Genomic DNA, 22,409 nt, shown 5'->3' on the forward strand with positions numbered 1-22,409 from the left:
TGTTGCCGGTCGTCGCGTTCAGCGCGGTGTCCAAGACGTACCCGGGCAACGTCACAGCCGTCAGCGACGTCCATCTGTCCATCGGATACGGGGAGTTCGCCTGCGTGGTCGGGCCTTCCGGCTCGGGCAAGTCGACGATGCTGCATCTCATGGGCACCCTGGACCGGCCCTCCAGCGGGCGGATCACGATCGACGGGCACGCCGTCGCCGAACTGTCGGACCGTGAGGTGTCCGCGTTGCGCGCGCAGCGGATCGGGTTCGTCTTCCAGCAGTTCCATCTGGCGGTCGGGGTGCCGGTCCTGGACACCGTCGCGGACGGTCTGCTGTACGCGGGTGTGCCGCTGCGCGAGCGGCGCCGTCGTGCGGTGCGGACGCTGACCCGCGTGGGGCTCGGCCACCGGCTCGGCCATCTGCCGCACCAGTTGTCGGGCGGCGAGCGGCAGCGGGCCGCCGTCGCGCGTGCGGTGATCGGCGAACCGGCGCTGCTGCTGGCCGACGAACCCACCGGCAACCTCGACTCGGCCTCCGGCGCCGCCGTGCTGGATCTTCTGCGCGACCTGCACGCCTCGGGCACCACCGTGGTGGTCATCACGCACGACCGGGAGATGGCCGAGGCCTTCGAGCGGAAGGTGGAGATGCGGGACGGCAGGGTCGTCACCGACAGCGGCCGGTTGTCATCTCTCCCGTCCGACACGGGAGTTGCCGACAGATGACCTCGCGCCGTCGTCGTACGCGTACCGCTTCCCGTACGTCCTCGCTCCGGCCCGCCCGGCTGAGTCCCGCCGATTTCGTCCGGCTCGGCGGGACCGGGCTGCGCACCCGGCCGTTGCGGGTGTTCCTGTCGGCTCTGGGCATCGCGATCGGTGTGGCCGCGATGGTCGCCGTCGTCGGTATCTCCAGCTCCGGCCGCGCGGAGGTCGACCGCAAGCTCGACCGGCTCGGCACCAACATGCTGCGCGTGGCGCCGGGCCGGTCCCCCGACGGCTCGGCCACCCGGCTGCCGCAGGAGGCGACGGCGATGATCCGGCGCATCGGGCCGGTGCGGCAGGTGGCGGCGACGGGTGACGTCGAGGGCGCGGCCGTCTACCGCAACGAGCACGTCCCCGTCGGGCGTACCGGCAGCATCCGGGTCGCCGCGGCCGACGACCGGTTGCTGCCCGCGGTCGGCGGCAGCGTGCGGGTGGGGCGCTGGCTCGGTCGGGCGACCGAGGAGTACCCGGCCGTGGTGCTCGGGGCCCGGGCGGCCCGTCGCCTCGACGCGTACACGCCGGGGACGCGGCTGTGGCTCGGCGGCCGGTGGTTCTCCCTCGTCGGTGTGCTGCGGCCCGCGCCGCTGGCACCGGAGATCGACGGCTCGGCCCTGGTCGGATGGCGGGCGGCGCGCACCTATCTGGGCTTCGACGGGCATCCCTCGACCGTGTACGTGCGCGCCCGTGACGACCGTGTCGCCGCCGTACGGTCCGTGCTCGCGGCCACCGCCAACCCCGAGAAGCCCAGCGGGGTCCTGGTCTCCCGGCCCTCCGACGCCCTGGCCGCCCGCGAGGCCACCGAGTCGGCGCTGACCGGGCTGCTGCTCGGGCTCGGTGGCGTCGCGCTCCTGGTGGGCGGCGTCGGCGTCGGCAACACCATGGTCATCTCGGTGCTCGAACGGCGGCCGGAGATCGGCCTGCGCCGTGCCCTCGGGGCCACCAGCGGGCAGATCCGCGGTCAGTTCGTGTCCGAGTCGCTGCTGCTGTCCGCGCTCGGCGGGCTCGGCGGCACCGTTCTCGGCACGGCGATCACCGGCGGGTACGCCTCCGTACGGGGCTGGCCGACCGAGGTGCCGGTGTGGGCGCCCGCCGCCGGGATCGGCGTCACCCTGGTGATCGGGGCGGTCGCCGGTCTCTATCCGGCGGTGCGCGCGGGGCGCCTCGCGCCGACGCAGGCGCTGGCCGGGACGTGAGGGGTGCCCCGCTCCCCCGGCGGACCGAGGACTCATGACCGTACGACGTCGAGCGTGACGGTGAACGTCGTCCCGGTTCCCACCTCGCTCTCGACCGTGATCGTCCCCTGGTGGTCGGTGACGATCTGCCGGGCGATGGCCAGCCCCAGGCCGCTGCCGCCGGTGGTGCGGCCACGGGCGGGGTCGGCGCGCCAGAAGCGGTCGAACAGGTGCGGCAGGTGCTCGCCCGGGATGCCCCGGCCGGTGTCGCGGATGCGGACGACGGCCGTGTCGCCCGTCCGGTGCGCGGCGAAGGTCACGGTGCCGCCGGGCGGGGTGGCGCGGATCGCGTTGCCCGCGAGGTTGCCGACGACCTGCCGCAGCCGGTCCGCGTCCGCCCTGACCCACACGGCACCCTCGGCCGCCAACTCCAGCCGTACGCCCGCCGGTTCGGCCTTGGCGCGATGGGCGGTGCACGCGTGGTCGAGGAGTTCGCGCAGGTCGACGACCGAGCGGTGGTAGGTGAGTGCTCCGGCTTCGGCGAGGGCCAGGTCCTGGAGGTCGTCGACGATGCGCTGCTGGAGCATCGCCTCCTCGTGCAGGGAGTCGAACAGGTCGGGGGTGGGCTCGACGACACCGTCCTGGAGCGCTTCGAGATAGCCGCGCAGATTCGCCAGTGGGGTACGCAGCTCATGGGCGATGTCCCCGGTCATGCGGCGCTGGCGCTCCTCGGCGGCCTGGAGGGAGTCGGCCATCTTGTTGAAGGAGCGGCCGAGTTCGGCGATCTCGTCGCGGCCGGAGGCGGGCACCCGCCGTTCCAGGTCGCCTTCGCCCAGATCGTGGGCGGCCACGGTGAGGGCGCGGACCGGGCGGAGCACGGCCCGGCTGAGCAGGAGTGCCGCCAGGACCGCCGCGAGGGCGACAGCGCCGGCGACGGCGACCGTGGGCGCGGCCGGCAGTCCGGCCGGTGCCTCGTCGCGGGCGCCGAGGCTCACCTGGAGTCGGGGCGGGGCGACGTCCGCGGTGCGCTCGTCGAACACCCGCTGCAGGCATGCGGCGAGACGCGGGTCCGGCTCGCACTTCGCCGCCGCGGCGCTGTCCTGCGCACCGCGGGGATCCGCGCTCCGCGTCTGCCGCCCCGCGCACCCAGCGGGCTCGCGGCCGGTACTGATCCGCGGGACGCCGGTGCCGTCCGCGGTCGCCGTCACGGCCACGCCCGCCCTGGTCAGGCAGGCGGCGTAGGCGGCCGCGCGCCGGAAGTCGCCGATCGCGAGCACGGTCCGCTTCACCGACGCCCGGGGCACCTTCGTCACCGGAAGGCGCAGGCGGGGCCGCGGATCCACCAGGACCGGCGGCTGCCCGCTCGCCTCCCGCGGTGCGTGACCGGCCAGCGTGTCGGAGTCGGCGAGCAGGACGTCGGCCTCCGTGGTGACGCGGATCCGCTGCCCGGTGGACTCGGACAGGGCGCGCACGACGGGCTTCACTCCGTGCCACGTCCCGTGGGCGAACCCGTACGAGGTGAGCTCGTCGGTGATCCTGGTGGCCTCCTGCCGTCCGGCCCGCGCCGATTCCACCACCTGGCTGTTGGCCTGCCGCAGCGTCAGCCAGGCCGTCGCCGCCGTGGCGGCCATCGCGACCAGCATCAGCAGGCCCAGCACCCGGAGACGGAAGCTCACCGCCGCGTCCCGTTCTCGTCCAGCAGTCGGTACCCGCGTCCGTAGACGGTCTCCACGTACTGCTTCCGCACGCCGCCGTCGCCGCTGCCCGCCGCCTCCAGCTTGCGTCTCAGCTTCATCACATGGGCGTCCACCGTGCGCTCCAGGATGTTCTGGTCGAACCCGAAGACGCGGTCGATGATCTGCGCCCGGGTGAACGCCCGCCCCGGTTCCTTGACCAGGACGCGCAGGATCGCGAACTCCTTGCCCGTGAGGCCGACCGGCCTGCCGGCCACCCGTGCCTCGAACCGGTGCGCGTCGACCTCCAGGTCCCCGACCACCAGGACCGCCGGCTCACCGTCCCCCCGCACCGCCTTCGACCGGCGCAGCAGCGCCCGCACCCGGGCCGTCAGCTCCCTCGGGCTGTACGGCTTCGTCAGGTAGTCGTCGGCGCCGAGATCGAGGCCCAGCAGCATGTCCTCCTCGGTGGTGCGGGCGGTCAGCAGCAGGATCGGCACCTGGGACTCGGCGCGCAGGATGCGGCAGACGTCGAGCCCGTCGACGTTCGGCATCATCACGTCGAGCACGATCAGATCGGGCCGGGACGCCCGCGCCCGGTCGACGGCGGAGCGCCCGTCGGAGACGACCTGGACGTCGCTCCCCTCCCGCTCCAGATAGATCTTGATCAGCCGGGCCTGTTTCTCGTCATCCTCGGCCACCAATATGCGCGCGTTCACCACGGCCCCCTCCACTGAATTCAGCGATGCCCTGAATAAACCATGATCCGAGCCTCCCACGACAGACCGGAATTCGGAACGGAACCATCCGCGGAATCCGAAGATCCGTCCTGCTTCGTCACAGACGAGAAATCCGGCCACACCCCCGGCGATTCGGCCGTCGGCGCACGTCTTCGCGGCCGAAATTCGTTCGCCACATTTCCGGTCCGACGTGGAAAGCAATGGGCCATCCAACGACGGAATCCTTTCTTCAATTCACGGTGCTGGAGATCGTACTAACGCTGTTCACGCATCAAACGCGCGCACAGCCACTGCCGGCGCACCCGAAAGTCAACAGGAAGGCGAGCTCACGCGCGACGCAGTGCCGACAACACCACAACGAGGGGTCTCCATGAAGCGACGTATCGCAGCCGTCCTGCCGACGCTCGCGGCCGTGGCCGCCAGCATCCCGCTCGTCCTGTCCACCACGCCGGCCTCGGCCTCCGCCGCCTGCGGCAAGACGGCCGCCGACAAGGACAGCAGCGCCTGGAACGCCACGGCCGACGGAGCCAACGAGCGCAGCGGCTCCAGCACCGGCTGTGCCGTCAACGGCATCGCGTACGCCGGGCAGCGGCTGGACTACCACTGCTACACGGTGGCCGGCAGCTACACCTGGACGTACCTCAGAAACGACGCGACCGGCACGTACGGCTGGGTCCGCGACGACCTCCTGAGCGACTACGGGAGCAGCGTGGCCTGCGGGTTCTGACACGCCCGGGGCTGAACCCGCCCGACGGCACGGACCGGCCCGGTCCGTCGAGGCACGCACGGTGAGGTTCCCCGGGGCCGGCTTCTCGGCCGGTCCCGGGGAACGTGGCGGATCGCCGTCGGAGCGGATCGCCGTCGGGGCGGCGCGGTGCGTGGGATCGTTGACGGGTGACGAATCTGGAGGATCTTGTTCGGCTGCGGCGGGCCCGGGACCGGATGGACCGGGAGTACGCCGAGCCGTTGGACGTCACCGCGCTGGCGCAGACCGCGTTGATGTCGCCGGGCCACTTCTCGCGGAGTTTTCGTGCCGCTTTTGGAGAGACCCCGTACAGCTATCTCATGACCCGGCGGATCGAGCGGGCCAAGATGCTGCTGCGCCGGGGCGACCTGTCGGTGACCGAGGTGTGCTTCGAGGTGGGGTGTACGTCGCTGGGGTCGTTCAGCTCCCGATTCACCGAGCTGGTGGGGGAAACGCCGAGTGCCTACCGGGCTCGGGGGCGTGCGGAGGGGGGCGATCTGCCGGCCTGTTTGTCCCGGATTCACACCCGGCCGGTGAAGGGTCAGCCGGACCGTTCCACGGGCGTGTGACAGACACCACCCATGACCGGCACAGGTTTACGCGCGCCGCAATCGGTGACTACGGTGCCTGAGATGTCTCGCCGCCACATGAATCCCGCAAACCAGAGAAGACGCGTAGACGAGAGTCGAGGTTCCATCCGGGAGGGATCATGAGCGAACCACTTCAGCTCGCGGCGCAGCGAGCCCCACTACCGGACCAGCGCGCCGCCGCCGCACCCTCCACGGGCACCGCGGCCCCGGCGCCCGCCGCCGCGGCCGGGAAGAAGCCCGGCAAGGCACGGGACGCGTTCTTAGACAACGCCAAGTACCTGGCGATCGTGCTCGTCGCGATGGGACATTCCTGGGAGCCGCTGCGCGGGGACAGCCGGGCGGCGTCCGCGCTGTACATGACGGTCTACGCCTTCCACATGCCGGCGTTCATCGTCATCTCCGGCTACTTCTCGCGGTCCTTCGACGCGAGCCCGGGCCGGCTGAAGCGGCTGATCACCGGGGTGGCCGTGCCGTACGTCGTCTTCGAGGTCGCGTACACCTTCTTCAAGCGGACCGCCGGCGGCGACCCCGACTACCCGATCAGCCTGCTCGACCCCTGGTACCTGACCTGGTTCCTGATCGCGCTGTTCGTGTGGCGGCTGTCCACCCCGTTCTGGAAGGTCGTCCGCTGGCCGCTGCCGCTGGCGCTGGCCATCGCGGTCCTCGCCTCGGTCTCCCCCGACATCGGTGACGACCTGGACCTCCAGCGCGTGCTGCAGTTCCTGCCCTTCTTCGTCCTCGGGCTGTGCCTCAAGCCCGAGCACTTCCAGCTCGTGCGCCGCAAGGAAGCGCGGCTGCTGGCCGTGCCGGTCTTCGCCGCCGCGCTGCTGTTCGCCTACTGGGCGGCCCCCCGGATGAACGCCGCCTGGTTCTACCGTCGCGACAGCGCGCAGGAACTGGCGGCGCCCGGCTGGTCCGGCGCGGTCATGACCCTCGCCATGTTCGGCTGCTCGGTGATCCTCGCCGCCTGCTTCTTCGCCTGGGTCCCGGGGCGCAAGCTGTGGTTCACGGCGCTCGGTGCCGGGACCCTGTACGGGTACCTGCTGCACGGGTTCGTGGCGAAGGGGTCGCGCTTCTGGGACTGGTACGACGTCGACTGGGTGCACACGCCCTGGGGCGAGATCGTCGTCACCGTCGCCGCCATGTCCCTCATCACCGCGTTGTGCACGCCACCCGTGCAGCGCGCCTTCCGGTTCGTCATGGAGCCGAAGATGGAGTGGGCCTTCAGGAAGGACGCCTCCGAGGTCGCTCGGCGGAGGTAGTCCCGGCGAGACTCGGAACCGGTCGGTTCGGCGCATATATGCGCCGGGCCGACCGGTTTCCTTTTGTCTCCCCGCACCGCCTCAGGCAGACGCCTTTTTCCTCGGGGTCGCCTTTTTCGCCGTGGTGGCTTTTTTCGCCGCCGTGGTCTTCTTAGCCGACGTCGCCTTCTTCTTCGTTTCCGTCGTGGCCTTCTTCGCCGCTGTCGTCTTCTTAGCCGACGTCGTCTTCTTCTTCGCCGCCGCCTTCTTGCTGGTGCGGCCGGCCAGATGTGTCACCTCGGCCATCTCGCCGCCCGAGGCGCGGGCCTCCTTCGCGGCTTTCACGCTGCCTTCCAGCGCGGCCATCAGGTCGATCACCCGGCCGCCCCCGTCACCGGCCGCCGCGGGGGTCTTCTCCTGCTCGTCCCCGGAGGCCTTCGCCGCGATCATGTTCTCGACCGCTTCCCGGTAGTCGTCGTGGAGGTCGGCGAGGTCGACCTCGCCGAGGGTGTCCATCAGGGCGTCGGCCAGGTCGAGTTCGGCGTCGCGCACCGTGACCCGGGTGTCCGGCGCGACGTCCTCGGGGGCGCGGATCTCGTCCGGCCACAGCAGGCCGTGCATGGCGATGACGTCGTCGACGACGCGCAGCATGCCGAGCCGCTCCCGGCCGCGCAGGGCGAACTTGGCGATGGCGACCTTCTGGCTGCGCTTCAGGGCCTCGCGGAGCAGGGTGTACGGCTTGGCGGCGGGGACGCCGTTCGCCGACAGGTAGTAGGCCGCGTCCATCTGGAGCGGGTCGATGCGGTCGGCCGGGACGAAGGCGACGATCTCGATCGTCTTCGCGGTCGGGATCGGGAGGGAGGCCAGGTCGTCCTCGGTGATCGGGATGATCGAGCCGTCGGCGTCCTCGTACCCCTTGCCGATCTCGGCGGTCGTGACTTCCTTGTCCTCCAGCTCGCACACCTTGCGGTAGCGGATGCGGCCGCCGTCCTCCAGGTGGATCTGGCGGAAGGAGATCGCATGGTTCTCGGTGGCGTTGACCAGCTTGATGGGGATGCTGACCAGGCCGAACGAGATGGCGCCGTTCCATATGGAGCGCACGGTGTACCTCCCGTTTCGCCCGCTTTCGCAAGAAGAGTGCGGATTGTCAGGTTGTCTCAGTATGAGCGTATGACGCCCATGACAGAAGTGGAGGGGCGGCGGCTCGCGCTCAGCAATCTGGACAAGGTGCTGTACCCGGCGTCCGGGTTCACCAAGGGCGAGCTGCTGCACTACTACGCGACCACGGCCGGTGCGCTGCTCCCGCACCTGTACGACCGACCGGTCTCCTTCCTGCGCTTTCCGGACGGTCCCGGGGGCCAGCGCTTCTTCGCCAAGAACGTGCCGCCGGGCACCCCCGCCTGGGTGAAGACGGCCGAGGTGCCGCGTTCGGACGGGGACAGCGCGCGGCAGATCCTCGTCCAGGACCTGCCCACGCTGATGTGGGCGGCGAACCTGGTCACCGAGTTCCACACTCCGCAGTGGCGGGCGGACGCGCCGGGCGCCGCCGACCGGCTGGTCCTCGACCTCGATCCGGGGGCGCCCGCCGATGTCGTGCAGTGCTGCGAGGTGGCGTTGTGGCTGCGGGAGCGGCTCGCCGCGGATGGGCTGCACGCCTGCGCGAAGACGTCCGGGTCGAAGGGGCTGCATCTGCTCGTGCCGCTGGTGCCGACACCGTCCGCGCAGGTCAGCGCCTACGCGAAGGCGCTCGCGCAGGAGGCGGAGGGCGCGCTGGCGCACCTCGTCGTGCACCGCATGACGCGCAGCCTGCGGCCCGGAAAGGTGTTCGTCGACCACAGCCAGAACTCCGCGGCCAAGACGACGGCCGCGCCCTACACGCTGCGGGCCCGCGCCGAGCCGACCGTGTCCGCGCCGGTGACCTGGGACGAGGTGGCCGGTTGTGTGCGCGCCGACGACCTGGTGTTCCGCGCCGACGACATCGCGCCGCGGCTGCGCCGGTACGGGGATCTGCTCGGGCCGCTGATCAATCCGAACCGGGCCGGGCGGATTCCCCGGTGAGGCGGCCCGTGGAGGTGGCGCTGGCCGAACCGGTCGACGAGCTTCCGGCCGACGGTACGGGGGTGGCCTGGTCGTTCGAGCCGAAGTTCGACGGGCACCGGATGGTGGTGTTCCGGGACGAGGGCGGGGTGGTGCTTCAGGCACGGTCCGGGCGGACCGTGACACGGGCCTTCCCGGACCTCGTCGAGGCCGCTCTGGAGCTGCCGGCCGGGACCGTGCTCGACGGGGAGGTCGTGGTCTGGCACGGCGGACGTACCGACTTCGCCGCCGTGCAGCGACGGGCAGCCGCCGCGAGTGCCGGGCGGGCGCGGGGGCTCGCCCGTGAGCTTCCCGCGTCCTATGCCGCGTTCGACGTGCTGGGCGCGGAGGGGGTCGATCTGCGGGGGCGCGCCTACCGGGAGCGACGGGAGCGGCTGACCGCGCTGCTGGAGCCACTGGGGCCACCGCTGCAGGCCGTGCCCGCCACGACGGACCGGGGGACGGCGCTGGACTGGTACGAGGCGCTGGTCGCCACCGGGGTGGAGGGGCTGGTCGCCAAGCGGGTCGACGGGGTCTATCGCGGAGGGCGGCGGAGCTGGCTGAAGATTCGGCACAGCGACACCAAGGATGCCGTGGTCGTGGGGTTCACCGGTGCGGTAGGGGCTCCGCGGGCGCTGGTGGTCGTGGTCGCCGGGGACGGGGAGCCGGTGCTGAGCGTGCCGCTGGCCGCGGGGGTGCGGCGGGATGCCGGGCGGCGGCTGCTGGTGGGGGCGGTGAGTGGGGAGGTCGGGGTTGTCGTGGGGGTGGGAGTGGGGGACGTGCCGTATCAACTGGTGGGAGGGGAGACGGAGTTGGTGGTGGAGGTCCGGCAGGCGTCCACCCGGCACGGGGCGTTCTCGGCGGAGGTGGTTCGGTTTCGGTGATGTGGGGTGGGGCGGTGATGCGGGGGGGGGCGGGGGTGGAGGGGGCGTGTTGTCGGGTGCGGGTGCGTCGGGGCTGGTCGCGCAGTTCCCCGCGCCCCTGGAGCGTGCGCTGCGCGCTGCTCATCGTTCCCACGTGCCGGTCCAGTGGGGTTCTCGCGCAGTTCCCCGCGCCCCTGGAGCGTGCGCTGCGCGCTGCTCATCGCTTCCGCATGCCGGACCGGTGGAGTTCTCCGCGCGGCTCGCTTCAGACCCGTTGCCACGTGGCTCGGTCTCGGGCCATCGCGTGGAGGGCCTCCACGTCTGCCGGTTTGAGGAGGCCGCCGGATCGGGTGAGGGTCGGCAGGTCGGTGAGGGTCAGGACGCGTACGTCCCGTGGTGGTGTCTGCACCTCCACCGGACCCGGGTCCACCAGGACCAGCGCCGCGCGCACTTCGGCCGTCAGGGCGAAGGAGGCTCGGGAGGCGTCCGCGCGGACGCGGCGGAGCAGGGGGTGGGGGGCCGCACGGCCCGCCGCGAGCAGGGGGTCCGTGATGCGGATGCGCTGCTTGCGGGCGGGCAGGACGTGCAGGGCGAACAGGCCGCCGGGGCCGATCAGCAGGTGGTGGACGCACGCGCCGCCGGGCAGCGGCACCGAGTGCAGGACGCGCCAGCCGGCCGCTTCGAGTCCGTCGAGCACCTCGCCGACCTGCTGCTGCGCGGCGAGCGCCCTGCGGCGCGGGTCGACGCGCAGCCTGCGCGGGGGTGCGGGGTCCCGGTCGAGGGAGATCAGCAGCGCCTCACCCGGCCGGTTCGGCGCGAGGTCGTCGTCCGGGTGGAGACTGAGGCGGACCAGCTCCACCGGCGTGGGCACCGGCGGCGGTCCGACCGTGTACTGCCCGGTGACGAACGGGCCGAGCACCGCCAGCACGGCCTCCCTGCTGGACTCGCTGAGCAGGTTCACCCGGGCCGCCTCCCGGTCGTACCAGGCGACGGTCGTGCCGTCCTCCCCGTAGACGTAGAGCCGCTCCTGACCGTGTCGCCAGGTCGGAATGACGCGCAGTCCGTTCATGCCCCATCACCACCCCTCCGACCATGGGAGCAGCAAGAACGGCCGCAGGCAAGAAGCCCGCAGGACGCTCGGGGCGGTGCAAGGAGCCGGTCGCGGTCGGGTGATCCGGCGTCGCCCGACCGGCCCCGTCCCGGGCTCTTCCTGCTCAGCGCGCCGGACCGGTTGAAGTACCACCCCACGCCACCCCACCGGGTGCGTGCGGCCCGACGGGCTAATAAAAAGGACCTCCCACAGAAAAAGAACTTCCCTGACCATATGGTGTACGCGGCACGGCGGAAGCCGTGGCCGTCGCGGAAGCCGTCACCAGTACCCGAGGACGGACCGGAAGACAGGCCGGAAGACAGGCCGGAAGACAGGCCGGAAGACAGGAGCGTGGAGCGCAGTGGAGTCCTGGCGCGCCGGGCGTCGTCCGGCGGTGGCGCTCGCTCTCGCCGTACCCGCCGCCGCGCTGCTGCTGTCGGGCTGCGGCGACGCGGGCGGCCTGGAGAGCGCGGGCCCCACCCCGACGGCGGTCGGCCCGCGCGAACTGTGGCCGTCCCTGACCCCCGCCTCCGCCGCGGTCGACGACTACGGGGCGGGCGAGACCGATGTGGTCAAGGGGGTCACCGTGCCGGGCGGCGATCTGCGCCGGGTGGACCCGGTCAGCGTGATCCGCGCCCAGCGGGCCGCGGACCCGGACGCGTACAAGGACATCGAGAAGGGTCTGGCCGACTGCGGTGATCCGGGCACTCGCGGGCCCCGCTGCCCGGTCCTGCACGCCTACTTCGCCGATCTGACCGGGGACGGCAAGGACGACATGGTCGTCGGCTTCAAGGCGCCGAAGCAGCAGTTGGTGGTGCGCGTCTACATGTACGAGGGCGGCACGCTGACCCAGATCATGGACGACGAGGACGCCGTGATCAGCGTCGAGCTGGCCGGGGGCACCGTGGTCGTGCGGGCCGTCGCGGACCTGTCCGGGTACGAGTACCGGACCTCGTGGCAGTACGACGCCCATCAGAAGGCCATGCTGCCGACGCGCGACGAGATCGTGCGGACCGGGCCGCCGCAGACGCCCTCGGCGAGCCCTGCCGAAACGCCGTCCGAGACCCCGTCGGCGACCCCCTCGGCCCGCCCCTCGTCCGCCCTCTCCCCCGGCGCGTCATGACGTCCCCGGCGCGCCGGTCGTGGCTGCCCGCGTGGACCGCGTCGCTCACCTGGAAGGCGGCGGCGTTCATCACGGTGATGTGCTGCGCGCTGACCGCGCTGCTCGGGATCCTCGTGCACGTCTCGGTGACCCGGCAGACGGTGGGCGAGGCCAGGGACCGGGCGCTGTCGCGGCTCGACGAGGCCGCGAAGGCGCTCGCGGCCGGGGACCGGCTCGGGCCCGGCGCCGCGGTCGACCCGCCGGGCCTGCCCGCGCCGCTGCGCGACCTCGCGGCGCGGGGCCGGCACGGCACCATGCTCGGCCGGTCCGACACGCGCCCGGTGATGTGGGCGGCCGGTCCGGCCTCCGCCCCGCGGCCCGACCAGGCCGCGGGCGCGGGCCGCGCCCTCGCCGTCGAGGTCGACTACGAGCAGAGCGCCCGCACCATCGACGGCCTCGACAACGCCATCCTCGGCTCCTCGGTGCTGGCCATCGGCGCGACCCTGCTCGTCGGCGCGTTCGCGGTGACCCGGGTGACGCGGCGGCTGCACACCACGGCCCGGGTCGCCCGCAAGATCAGCGCGGGCGACCTGGACGCCCGCGTCAACGACCCGCGCACCAAGGATCCGCAGCGCCACCAGGACGAGGTCGCCGCCGTCGCCGGCGCGCTCGACTCGATGGCGTCCTCGCTCCAGGCCCGCATCCTCACGGAGCAGCGCTTCACCGCCGACGTCGCCCATGAGCTGCGTACACCGCTGACCGGGCTGCACGCGGCCGCCGAGCTGCTGCCGCCGGGCCGCCCCACCGAGCTGGTCCGCGACCGGGTCGCCGCGCTGCGCACGCTCACCGAGGACCTGCTGGAGATCTCCCGGCTCGACGCGCGCAGCGAGCGGGTGGAGCTGGACGCCGCCTGGCTGGGACCGGTCGCCGAGCGGGTCGTGCGCGCCTCGGGAACCGACTCCGGCCGGACCGAGGTCGTCGTCGTGCGGGACGTGTGCGTGGAGACCGACCGACGTCGCCTGGAGCGGGTGCTCGGCAACCTCGTCGGCAACGCCCACCGGCACGGCGGCCCGCCGGTGGTGCTGACCGTCGACGGGCCGGTGATCACCGTGCGGGACCACGGCGAGGGCTACCCGGACTACCTGGTGGAGCACGGCCCGCAGCGGTTCCGCACCGAGGGCGGGGCGCGCGGGCACGGGCTGGGGCTGACCATCGCGTTCGGCCAGGCCGAAGTGCTCGGCGCGCGGCTCACGTTCACGAACGCGGCGGACGGCGGGGCGCTGGCCACGCTGACGCTGCCGTACGACGAGCCCGCACCTTCCTGGGTCCGGCAGGCCGGGCCCCACTCCCCGTGACCTTTTGCGCACGTTACGTGGCGCTTTTAGTGTGAAGCACGGCTTTACACCCATTTCCGGGCACCCGCCGCACACCCTCCCCAAGGAGGCTCCATGAGCACACGGACCGCAGCCACCCGTCTCGGCATAGCCGTCGCCGCCGTCGCGACCCTGGCGGCCACCGCCTCCCCCGCCCTCGCCGCCGACGCCGGTTCCGGCAGCGGCCACCCCGTCTACAAGGGCCGGGTCACGGCCAAGAGCGGTCTGAACCTGCGCGACGCCCCGACCCGGGGCAGCCGCATCGTGCGCACCGAGCCGTACAACAAGATCGTCCCGATCTTCTGCAAGACGGGCGGCGACTCCGTCGGCGGCAACAACCTCTGGTACCTGCTGACCGACGGCACCTGGGCCTGGGGTTCGGCGAAGTACATCGCGAACATCGGCGCGGCACCCCGTTGGTGCTGACATATCCAGATATCACCGGTGAACTTGCTAGGTTCCGGTCATGACCGGATCAACGGGTTCATCGGGACCGGTGGCCGCCGCGGCCACCTCCACGGTTCCGGCCGTGCGCGTCCCCCGGCGCCGGGGGACCGAACTCGTCCTGATCGTGCTCGCCGTGCTCCTCAGCGTCTACGGCTACTGCGACGTGGGGCTCGCCAGGAACGGAACCGTTCCGCCCGGCGCCGCCGGTTACGGCGCCGGGCTCGGGGTGCTCGCACTCCTCGCCCACTGCGCGGTCCGCTTCCGCGCCCCGTACGCCGATCCGCTGCTGCTGCCGATCGCCGTGCTCCTCAACGGGCTCGGGCTCGTCCTGATCTACCGGCTCGACCTGGAGACCCCGGACTCGGACGCAGCCCCCACCCAGCTGGTCTGGTCGACGCTCGGCATCGGCCTGTTCATCGTCTTCGTGGTCTTCCTGCGCCACCACCGCGTCCTGCAGCGGTACGCATACCTGTCGGTGGTCGCGGCGCTGATCCTGATGATCCTGCCGATCTTCTTCCCCGCCGTGAACGGCGCCCGGATCTGGATCCAGATCGGCGGCTTCTCCATCCAGCCGGGCGAGTTCGCCAAGATCCTGCTCGCGGTCTTCTTCGCCAGCTACCTCGCGGCCAACCGCAACGCCCTGCGCTACACCGGCAAGAAGGTGTGGCGCTTCCAGTTCCCCACCATGCGGGTGTTCGCGCCGATCCTCGTGATCTGGCTGCTGAGCGTCGGGGTGCTGGTCCTGGAGACCGACCTCGGCACGTCCCTGCTCTTCTTCGGGCTCTTCATCGTGATGCTCTACGTGGCCACGGGCCGCGGGAGCTGGATCGCCATCGGGCTGGTGCTCGCCGCCGCGGGCGCGGTCCTCGTCGGATCGTTCGAGCCGCACGTGCACAGTCGCGTCGAGGACTGGCTGAACCCTTTCGCCTCCATCGACGCGGGCCTGGGCGCGGGACAGCTCGCCCAGTCGCTGTTCGCGTTCGCCTGGGGCGGGATGCTCGGCACCGGGCTCGGCATGGGCCACTCCATCCTCATCGGCTTCGCCGCCAAGTCGGACTTCATCCTGGCGACGGCGGGCGAGGAGCTGGGCCTGGCCGGACTGACCGCGATCTTCCTGCTGTACGCGCTGCTCGTGGAGCGGGGCTACCGGGCCGGGCTCGCGCTGCGCGACCCGTTCGGCCGACTGCTCGCGGTCGGGCTCGCCTCGATCGTCGCGCTCCAGGTGTTCGTCATCGCGGGCGGTGTGATGGGGCTGATCCCGCTGACCGGCATGGCGATGCCGTTCCTCGCGCAGGGCGGCTCGTCCCTCGTCACCAACTGGGTCATCGTCGCGATCCTCGTACGGATCAGTGACTCGGCGCGTGGCTCGCTGCTCCCCGAGGGCGCTTCGGAGGCCGGCCCGTGACCAAGTACATCCGCCGCGCGTCCGTCTTCTGCTTCGTGCTGCTGGTCGCGCTGCTGCTGAACGCGGCCCGGGTCCAGGTCTTCGAGTCGCCGTCGCTGGACGACAACCCGGCCAACCGGCGCGAGACCATCCAGCGCTACGACCAGCCGCGCGGCGACATCCTCGTACAGGGCAAGCCGGTCACCGGCTCGCGGGACACCGGCGGGACGTACAAGTACGAGCGAACCTACAAGCACGGGCCGATGTACGCGCCGGTCACCGGGTACGCCTCGCAGACGTACGGCACGACGTTCGTGGAGAGCGCCGAGGACGACGTCCTCTCCGGCACCGACGCGATGCTGTCGACGGTCCCCTTCTGGAACGAGATCTCGCGCTTCCAGAATCCCGGCGGCGATGTCGAGACGACGATCAACGCGGCCGCGCAGAAGGCCGCCTACGACGGGCTCGGCGGCAAGAAGGGCGCCGTCGCGGCGATCGACCCGGCGACCGGGAAGATCCTCGCCCTCGTCTCCACCCCCTCGTACGACCCGGGGAACATCGCGGGCACCGGCCAGTCCGACGTGAGCGCCTGGAACAGCCTGAACGCGTCGTCCAGCCGGCCGATGCTGAACCGGGCGATCCGCGAGACCTATCCGCCGGGCTCGACGTTCAAGGTGGTCACGGCCGCGGCGGTGCTGGAGAACGGCATCGTCGACGGGACCGGCACGGCGACCGACACCCCGTCCCCGTACACCCTGCCGGGCACCACCACCCAGCTGACGAACGAGTCCTCGTCCGACGCCTGTGAGAACGCCACGCTGGAGTACGCGATGGCGGCCTCCTGCAACACCGTGTTCGCCAACCTCGGGGTGAAGGTCGGGCTCTCCGGCATGGTGAAGATGGCGCAGAACTTCGGGTTCAACGACACCCGGATGCGGATCCCGATGACCGCCGCCAAGTCGAACTTCGACACGGACATGGACAAGGCGCAGCTCGCGCTCTCCTCCATCGGACAGTTCGACACGGCGGCCACCCCGCTGCAGATGGCGATGGTGTCGGCGGCCGTCGCGAACGGCGGGACGCTGATGCAGCCGCACCTGGTGGAGAAGACGACGAAGCAGAACGGCACGACGGTGTCGACCACCGACAACAAGAGCTACCAGCAGGTCATGTCGGCCTACACCGCGACGCAGCTCCAGCAGCTGATGGTCGACGTCGTCACCAAGGGCACGGGCACCAACGCGCAGATCCCGGGCGTGACGGTCGGCGGCAAGACCGGCACCGCGCAGAACGGCGTGAACAACGAGGGCGTGCCGTACGCGTGGTTCATCTCCTACGCGCAGGGGCCCGACGCCTCCACCCCGCAGGTCGCGGTCGCCGTGGTGGTCGAGGACGCGTCGGCGAACCGGGCGGACATCAGCGGCGGCGGCAGCGCGGCCCCCATCGCCCGCTCGGTGATGGAGGCCGTGCTCGACACGTCGGCCGGGTGACGGCGCCGCCCACGCCCGTACGCCACGGGGCTCGGTCAGCCCACCGGCTGCCTGATCTCCTCGCGGATCTTCGCGGCCGTCTCGGCGGCGGCGTCCAGGTCGACGTGTTGCGGGTTCTTGGTCGCCGTCTCCGCGGTGACCTCGCCGATGGAGGCGCCGGTGTTGCCGTCGACCCAGGCGCACATCGGCATGGTGATCTTCGTGACGCCGCTGCTCTGGGTCAGCACCTCGCAGGTGATGGTGACGTCGGTGCCCGCCGGGTGGAAGTCCTTCGGGGGGACGGCGACGGTGGCGTTGTCGGACTCCGCGGCGCCCTTCATCATGTTTTCGCGCGCGTCGTCGGTGTTCTTGAACCGGCCATACATGCCGGAGATGACGAGCACGCCCTCGTTCTGGTCGCCGCCGAGCGCGTACTGGCCGATGGCGGCCTTGGTGTCCCGCGCGTCCCAGGCTCCGTCGGCCTCGTCCTCAAGGGCCTGGCCCTTGGAGGCGGACAGGTCCTGCACCAGCTCGTACTTCTCGTCGAGCACCTTCTTCGGCAGCGTCAGCCGGTACTCGGCCTCGGGGAAGCCGGCGTCGGACTTCAGGCCGATGTACGCGAGCGCGCCCAGGCCGAGCGCGCCCACGACGATGACGCCGGCCACGATCCCGATGATCATCCCGACGCGGCGTTTCGGCGGCGGCGGGGGCGCACCCCATTGCGGGGCGCCCGGGTACTGCTGCTGCGGGAAGCCCGGGTAGGCGGGCGGCTGCTGGCCGTACGGGGGCTGCGGCTGGCCGTAGGGGGGCTGCGGCTGACCGTAGGGGCCGGGCTGCTGACCGTACGGGTTCGGGTTCGGCTGCTGCGAGGGCGGTGGTGGCGTGGACACGCCCGAACGCTACTCCATCCGGAGGACACGGGACGGTCGCGCGACGGAGGTCAGCCCGCCTCCCCGGAGCGGATCGCCGCCTCCACCTCGGAGACCCGCGCCTGTTCCTCGGCCGCGAAGCGCTCCGCGTCCAGCTTCTCCGCGATCTCCTCGTCCTGCGCCATCAGCAGATCGAGGTTGGAGTCGCCCATCTCGAAGACGCCCATGTCCACGTACGCCTGCTGGAGGCGCTTGCCCCACAGGCCGATGTCCTTGACGCACGGCACGATCCGGGAGAAGAGCAACTGCCGGAACATGGCGAGGAACTCGGACTCCTCGCTGTACTGCTCGGCCTGCGCCTTCGGGATGCCGAAGTTCTCCAGGACCTCGACCCCGCGCAGCCGGTCGCGCATCAGGTAGCAGCCCTCGATGACGAACTCCTCGCGCTCACGCAGCTCGGCATCGGTGAGCTGCCGGTAGTAGTCGCGCAGCGCCATCCGCCCGAAGGCGACGTGCCGGGCCTCGTCCTGCATGACGTAGGCGAGGATCTGCTTCGGCAGCGGCTTGTCGGTGGTGTCGCGGATCAGCCCGAACGCGGCGAGGGCGAGTCCCTCGATCAGGACCTGCATCCCCAGGTACGGCATGTCCCAGCGGGAGTCGCGCAGGGTGTCGCCGAGCAGCGCCTGGAGGTTGTCGTTGATGGGGTAGAGCATCCCCATCTTCTCGTGCAGGAAGCGGCCGTAGATCTCGGCGTGCCGTGCCTCGTCCATGGTCTGGGTCGCCGAGTAGAACTTGGCGTCGAGGTCGGGGACCGACTCGACGATGCGCGCCGCGCACACCATCGCGCCCTGCTCCCCGTGCAGGAACTGGCTGAACTGCCAGGAGGCGTAGTGCTTGCGCAGTTCCCCCTTGTCCTTGTCGGTCATCTTGGCCCAGTACGGCGTGCCGTACAGGGACATCGACTCGTCAGGGGTACCGAGGGGGTCGTGGGGATCGACCTCCAGGTCCCAGTCGATGCGTCTGGCACCGTCCCACTGCTTGTCCTTGCCCTTCTGGTACAGGGCCAGCAGGCGGTCGCGCCCGTCGTCGTATTCCCAGCTGAGGCGGGCCGAACTGGCCGATGGAACCTGCCAGTTGGACTCACCCACGGCCTCGGTGTACAGCTCATGGGTCGACATACCGGCAGGCTCACACGGTGGTAGACGCGCGGTCAACAAGTCGTGCGCAAGGGATTGACGCTCTTACTGACACGCAGTCTCATAAGTGGGACGGACTGATGTGACAGCCGGTAACTCACCGGCAGGGATGGGGAGTCAGCGATGACCACCGTGACTGATGCCGACGCGCTCGAAGGGCTGCGGGACGCGCTCGGTCTGCTCAAGGACCGGGAGCAGGTGGCCGAGCGGCTGCTCGACTCGTCCGCCAAGCACTCCTTCGACCCGGACAAGGAGCTGGACTGGGACGCGCCGTTCGAGGACGGCAAGTGGTTCTGGCCGCCGGAGCTGGTCTCGCTGTACGGCACCCCGCTGTGGAAGAGGATGAGCGAGGAGCAACGGATCGATCTGTCCCGGCACGAGGCGGCGGCGCTCGCCTCGCTCGGCATCTGGTTCGAGCTGATCCTGATGCAGCTGCTCGTCCGGCACGTCTACGACAAGGCGGCGACGAGCGCGCACGTCCGGTACGCGCTCACCGAGATCGAGGACGAGTGCCGGCACTCGAAGATGTTCGCGCGGCTGATCACGCGCGGCGGGACCCCGCACTACCCGGTGGCCCGCGTCCACCACAACCTCGGCCGGCTGTTCAAGACGATCTCGACGACGCCGGGTTCGTTCACGGCGACGCTGCTCGGCGAGGAGATCCTCGACTGGATGCAGCGGCTGACGTTCCCGGACGAGCGGGTGCAGACGCTGGTCCGGGGCGTGACCCGCATCCACGTCGTCGAGGAGGCGCGGCACGTGCGGTACGCGCGTGAGGAGCTGCGGCGCCAGATGGTGACGGCGCCGCGGTGGTCGCAGGAGTTCACCCGGCTCACCTCCGGCGAGTTCGCGCGCGTCTTCTCCGTCGCCTTCATCAATCCCGCCGTCTACACGAACGTGGGGCTGGACCAGAAGGAGGCCATGGCCCAGGTCAAGGCGTCGGGGCACCGCCGGGAGATCATGCAGACCGGTGCGAAGCGGCTCACCGACTTCCTGGACGACATCGGCGTCCTGCGCGGTCCCGGGCGTCAGCTGTGGCGCGCCTCCGGACTGCTGGCGTGAGCCCGGTGCGGCGTCGAGTGCCGGTCCGGTGGGGGCTGGTCGCGGGGTGTCGGTCGGCTGACGGCCGGTGGCCGCTTCTCGCCCCACCGGCCCGCGGACGAACGAGCCGAGCCAGGGGCACCCTCGTCCCGCTACGCTGCGCAGCATGACGTCGGCAACCGGTACGCCCGCCTACCGACGGCTCAGTGTCGAGGAGCGGCGGGCGCAACTCCTCGAAGCAGCGCTGTCGTTGTTCGCGCACCGGGCACCCGAGGAGGTCTCCCTCGACGACGTGGCGGAGGCCGCCGGCGTGTCCCGCCCGCTGGTGTACCGCTACTTCCCGGGCGGCAAGCAGCAGCTCTACGAGGCCGCGCTGCGCTCCGCCGCGGACGTGCTGGAGCAGTGCTTCGCGGAGCCCGCCGAGGGCCCCCTGACGACCCGGCTCGCGCGGGCGCTCGACCGCTATCTCGCCTTCGTCGACCTGCACGACATGGGGTTCGCCGCGCTGCTCCAGGGCGGCAGCGTCGTGGAGACCTCGCGGACGACGGCGATCGTCGACGGGGTGCGGCGGGCCGCGGCCGAGCACATCCTCAGCCATCTCGCGGTCGCCGTGCCCGGCGCCCGGCTGCGGATGACGGTCCGGATGTGGATCACGGCGGTCGAGGCGGCCTCGCTCATCTGGCTCGACGAGGGCAAGGAGCCACCGCTGGACGATCTGCGCGACGGACTCGTCGACCAGTTCATGGCGGTCCTCGCCGCGACCGCGGGCCGCGACCCGCAGACCGCCTACGTGGTGCGCCACGCGCTCGCCCTGGAGACCCCGGAGGGACCGGTCGGCGAGCTGGCGCGGCGGATGCTGCCCGTGGTGAGCGACGCGGCCCATCTGCTGTGACCGGCCGGGGCGTGCGTCACCGGGCCGTGCGTTACTGGTAGGCGTGAAGAGCGAAGACATCCCCTTTGTCGGCGGCCCCCTCGACGGGCGCAGCCTGCCGGTGCTGGTCACGGCCACCGGCAATCCGCCCAAGGTGTACCGGGTGCCGGTGCCGGACCCGGACGGCGGGCCCGACACCGTCCTCGTGTACGTGCGCGAGCCCGTGCCCGACGGGCGGGCGGTGCGCCTGGTGCAGAAGTGGCGGTACGCGTTCGCGCCGGACGGGAAGGTGGAGCGCTCCGTGAAGTGGCCCTGGACGAAGAAGGCTGAGAAGGCTGAGAAGCCGCAGGATCCGGCGTAAAGGCGGCTCGCCGGGCGCCCCCTCAAGGGATGGCGTAGTTGCGCCGAACCGCGCAGCCCTCCGGGCGGACGAGGTGACTGTCTGTTGATGATCGCGGTGCGGGCAGGCACCGGGGCTGCCCGCACCGGAGGTGACATGGTGTCAGGCAGTGTGGTGCGGTGGGTGTGCACGGCGGCCGTCGCGGGGGCGCTGCTGTCCCCCTCCGCCGCGGGAGCGGTGCCCGCCCCCGACGGAGGCCGGTCCGTGGCCGAGCTCCTGACGGACCTTCAGGGTCTGTACCAGCAGGCCGAGGAGGCCACCGAGACGTACAACGCGACGGCCGAGCAGCTCAAGGAGCGCCGCAGGGCCGCCGACGACCTGTCCGGCAAGCTGGCCGCGGCGCGCGGCGCGCTGTACAGCAGCCGGGTGGCGGCGGGGCGTCTGGCCCGCCAGCAGTACCAGGGCAGCAGCGAGATCTCCCCGTACGTACGGCTGCTGCTGGCCCGCGATCCCGAGCACGCCATCGACCAGGGGCACGTGCTGCGGCGGGCCGCGCGCGAGCAGGAGGCGACCGTCGACCGGCTCGTGGGCAGCGAGAAGAAGGCCGACGCGGTGGCGACGAAGGCGCGGGCCGCGCTGGACGAGCAGCTGCAGCTCGCCGCCCGGCAGAAGAAGGAGCGGGACGCGGTGCAGGCCCGGCTGAAGGAGGTCGAGGAGCTGCTCGCGTCGCTGACGGCCGACCAGCTCGGCGAGCTGGCCCGGCTGGAGGACGCCGGGACGGCGGACGCGCAGCGGACGTTCATGGCCTCGGGGGCGCTCAGCTCGGTGGGCCGCTCGCCGTCGAAGGCCGGGGAGGCCGCGCTCGCCTACGCCGTCCGGCAGATCGGGAAGCCGTACGTGTGGGGCGCGGAGGGCCCGGCCTCGTACGACTGCTCCGGGCTCACCTCGCAGGCGTGGGCGCACGCGGGGCGGCCGGTCCCGCGCACCTCGCAGGAGCAGTGGGCGACGCTGCCGAAGGTGCCGCTGTCCGAGCTGCGGCCCGGGGACCTGGTCGTGTACTTCCCGAAGGCGACGCATGTGGCGATGTATCTCGGCGACGGGATGGTGGTGCAGGCGCCGCGGCCCGGGGCGAAGGTGAAGGTCTCCCCCATCGCCGCGAATCCGCTGCTCGGGGCGGTGCGGCCGGATCCGGGGGCCGGTGCGATGACCGGGTACCGGGCGCCGGAGCTGCCGCCGGACGCGATGTCGGGCGGTGACGCGGGGTACGGCGCGGCCGGGGCCCCGTCCTCGGACGGCTCGTCCTCGGACGGCTAGGGCGTGGTTGTCGGCAGGAGGCTGGATGGCTTGCGACGGCTTCCGGCGAGAAAGGTCCGCCTCA

Annotated in this window: 22 protein-coding genes; 16 read left to right on the forward strand and 6 right to left on the reverse strand. The window is 71.7% G+C overall.

Annotated features, from left to right (window positions below; genetic code table 11):
• The first annotated feature begins 2 nt into the window (after positions 1–2).
• Both ABT127_RS19715 and ABT127_RS19720 read left to right on the forward strand, forming a co-directional pair.
• On the forward strand, positions 3–713 hold the full coding sequence (locus ABT127_RS19715) for an ABC transporter ATP-binding protein (RefSeq protein WP_351451414.1): 711 nt from the start codon (positions 3–5) through the stop codon (positions 711–713).
• Entirely contained in the window at positions 710–1,942 is a 1,233-nt protein-coding gene (locus ABT127_RS19720; protein ID WP_351451417.1) for an ABC transporter permease, read from the forward strand. Before ABT127_RS19715 ends, ABT127_RS19720 begins: the two co-directional genes overlap by 4 nt.
• Positions 1,943–1,974: 32 nt before the next feature.
• On the opposite strand, the gene ABT127_RS19725 is transcribed toward ABT127_RS19720, so the two are convergent.
• Both ABT127_RS19725 and ABT127_RS19730 read right to left on the reverse strand, forming a co-directional pair.
• On the reverse strand, positions 1,975–3,597 hold the full coding sequence (locus tag ABT127_RS19725) for a sensor histidine kinase (protein ID WP_351451419.1): 1,623 nt from the start codon (positions 3,595–3,597) through the stop codon (positions 1,975–1,977).
• Positions 3,594–4,313, reverse strand: coding sequence for a response regulator transcription factor (locus tag ABT127_RS19730; RefSeq protein WP_351451752.1), 720 nt, complete (start codon positions 4,311–4,313; stop codon positions 3,594–3,596). The genes ABT127_RS19725 and ABT127_RS19730 overlap by 4 nt, the downstream gene beginning before the upstream one ends.
• Positions 4,314–4,704: 391 nt before the next feature.
• Between ABT127_RS19730 and ABT127_RS19735 the strand changes: the two genes are divergently transcribed.
• The 3 genes from ABT127_RS19735 (at position 4,705) to ABT127_RS19745 (ending at position 6,931) form a co-directional block, all read left to right on the forward strand.
• Positions 4,705–5,061, forward strand: a complete 357-nt coding sequence (locus tag ABT127_RS19735; protein ID WP_351451421.1) for an SH3 domain-containing protein — start codon at positions 4,705–4,707, stop codon at positions 5,059–5,061.
• 167 nt (positions 5,062–5,228) lie between these two features.
• Positions 5,229–5,648, forward strand: coding sequence for a helix-turn-helix domain-containing protein (locus ABT127_RS19740; RefSeq protein WP_351451424.1), 420 nt, complete (start codon positions 5,229–5,231; stop codon positions 5,646–5,648).
• Positions 5,649–5,788: 140 nt separating this feature from the next.
• Positions 5,789–6,931 carry an acyltransferase family protein gene (locus ABT127_RS19745; RefSeq protein WP_351451426.1) on the forward strand — a complete coding sequence of 381 codons (1,143 nt, stop codon included), beginning with the start codon at positions 5,789–5,791 and terminating at the stop codon, positions 6,929–6,931.
• Positions 6,932–7,012: 81 nt separating this feature from the next.
• Here ABT127_RS19745 and ku read toward each other — a convergent pair whose 3' ends face one another.
• The gene (gene ku, locus ABT127_RS19750; RefSeq protein WP_351451429.1) at positions 7,013–8,011 is read right to left on the reverse strand and encodes a non-homologous end joining protein Ku; all 999 of its coding nucleotides are present in this window, start codon (positions 8,009–8,011) and stop codon (positions 7,013–7,015) included.
• Between the two features lie 69 nt (positions 8,012–8,080).
• On the opposite strand from ku, the gene ligD reads away from it, so the two are divergent.
• Complete coding sequence (ligD, locus tag ABT127_RS19755) at positions 8,081–8,968, forward strand: non-homologous end-joining DNA ligase (protein WP_351451431.1); 888 nt, start codon at positions 8,081–8,083, stop codon at positions 8,966–8,968.
• Complete coding sequence (locus ABT127_RS19760; protein WP_351451433.1) at positions 8,965–9,870, forward strand: ATP-dependent DNA ligase; 906 nt, start codon at positions 8,965–8,967, stop codon at positions 9,868–9,870. The genes ligD and ABT127_RS19760 overlap by 4 nt, the downstream gene beginning before the upstream one ends.
• A gap of 244 nt (positions 9,871–10,114) precedes the next feature.
• Here the strand turns inward: ABT127_RS19760 and ABT127_RS19765 are convergent, their stop codons facing one another.
• Positions 10,115–10,918, reverse strand: coding sequence for an NERD domain-containing protein (locus ABT127_RS19765; RefSeq protein ID WP_351451436.1), 804 nt, complete (start codon positions 10,916–10,918; stop codon positions 10,115–10,117).
• Between the two features lie 382 nt (positions 10,919–11,300).
• Between ABT127_RS19765 and ABT127_RS19770 the strand changes: the two genes are divergently transcribed.
• The 5 genes from ABT127_RS19770 to ABT127_RS19790 all read left to right on the forward strand — a co-directional run bounded on the left by ABT127_RS19770 (position 11,301) and on the right by ABT127_RS19790 (position 16,735).
• Complete coding sequence (locus ABT127_RS19770; protein WP_351451439.1) at positions 11,301–12,062, forward strand: hypothetical protein; 762 nt, start codon at positions 11,301–11,303, stop codon at positions 12,060–12,062.
• Positions 12,059–13,396: an ATP-binding protein gene (locus tag ABT127_RS19775; RefSeq protein ID WP_351451442.1), complete on the forward strand. Its 1,338-nt coding sequence runs from the start codon at positions 12,059–12,061 to the stop codon at positions 13,394–13,396. Before ABT127_RS19770 ends, ABT127_RS19775 begins: the two co-directional genes overlap by 4 nt.
• A gap of 93 nt (positions 13,397–13,489) precedes the next feature.
• Entirely contained in the window at positions 13,490–13,840 is a 351-nt protein-coding gene (locus tag ABT127_RS19780) for an SH3 domain-containing protein (protein WP_351451445.1), read from the forward strand.
• 40 nt (positions 13,841–13,880) lie between these two features.
• Positions 13,881–15,266, forward strand: coding sequence for an FtsW/RodA/SpoVE family cell cycle protein (locus tag ABT127_RS19785; protein WP_351451448.1), 1,386 nt, complete (start codon positions 13,881–13,883; stop codon positions 15,264–15,266).
• Positions 15,263–16,735 (forward strand): peptidoglycan D,D-transpeptidase FtsI family protein, encoded by a 1,473-nt coding sequence (locus tag ABT127_RS19790; RefSeq protein WP_351451451.1) that lies wholly within the window; start codon positions 15,263–15,265, stop codon positions 16,733–16,735. The genes ABT127_RS19785 and ABT127_RS19790 overlap by 4 nt, the downstream gene beginning before the upstream one ends.
• Positions 16,736–16,770: 35 nt before the next feature.
• Here ABT127_RS19790 and ABT127_RS19795 read toward each other — a convergent pair whose 3' ends face one another.
• Complete coding sequence (locus tag ABT127_RS19795; RefSeq protein WP_351451454.1) at positions 16,771–17,604, reverse strand: hypothetical protein; 834 nt, start codon at positions 17,602–17,604, stop codon at positions 16,771–16,773.
• Positions 17,605–17,654: 50 nt separating this feature from the next.
• Positions 17,655–18,761 (reverse strand): ferritin-like domain-containing protein, encoded by a 1,107-nt coding sequence (locus tag ABT127_RS19800; protein WP_351451456.1) that lies wholly within the window; start codon positions 18,759–18,761, stop codon positions 17,655–17,657.
• A gap of 141 nt (positions 18,762–18,902) precedes the next feature.
• On the opposite strand from ABT127_RS19800, the gene ABT127_RS19805 reads away from it, so the two are divergent.
• The 4 genes from ABT127_RS19805 to ABT127_RS19820 all read left to right on the forward strand — a co-directional run bounded on the left by ABT127_RS19805 (position 18,903) and on the right by ABT127_RS19820 (position 22,345).
• Positions 18,903–19,841 (forward strand): AurF N-oxygenase family protein, encoded by a 939-nt coding sequence (locus ABT127_RS19805; protein ID WP_351451458.1) that lies wholly within the window; start codon positions 18,903–18,905, stop codon positions 19,839–19,841.
• A gap of 145 nt (positions 19,842–19,986) precedes the next feature.
• Positions 19,987–20,712, forward strand: a complete 726-nt coding sequence (locus ABT127_RS19810; RefSeq protein WP_351451460.1) for a TetR/AcrR family transcriptional regulator — start codon at positions 19,987–19,989, stop codon at positions 20,710–20,712.
• 43 nt (positions 20,713–20,755) lie between these two features.
• Positions 20,756–21,052, forward strand: a complete 297-nt coding sequence (locus ABT127_RS19815) for a DUF8847 domain-containing protein (RefSeq protein ID WP_351451463.1) — start codon at positions 20,756–20,758, stop codon at positions 21,050–21,052.
• A 138-nt stretch (positions 21,053–21,190) separates the two neighbouring features.
• Positions 21,191–22,345 carry a C40 family peptidase gene (locus ABT127_RS19820; RefSeq protein ID WP_351451755.1) on the forward strand — a complete coding sequence of 385 codons (1,155 nt, stop codon included), beginning with the start codon at positions 21,191–21,193 and terminating at the stop codon, positions 22,343–22,345.
• The last annotated feature ends 64 nt before the right edge of the window (positions 22,346–22,409 follow it).

Source organism: Streptomyces sp. NPDC001904, from assembly GCF_040297005.1.
Classification (GTDB): domain Bacteria; phylum Actinomycetota; class Actinomycetes; order Streptomycetales; family Streptomycetaceae; genus Streptomyces.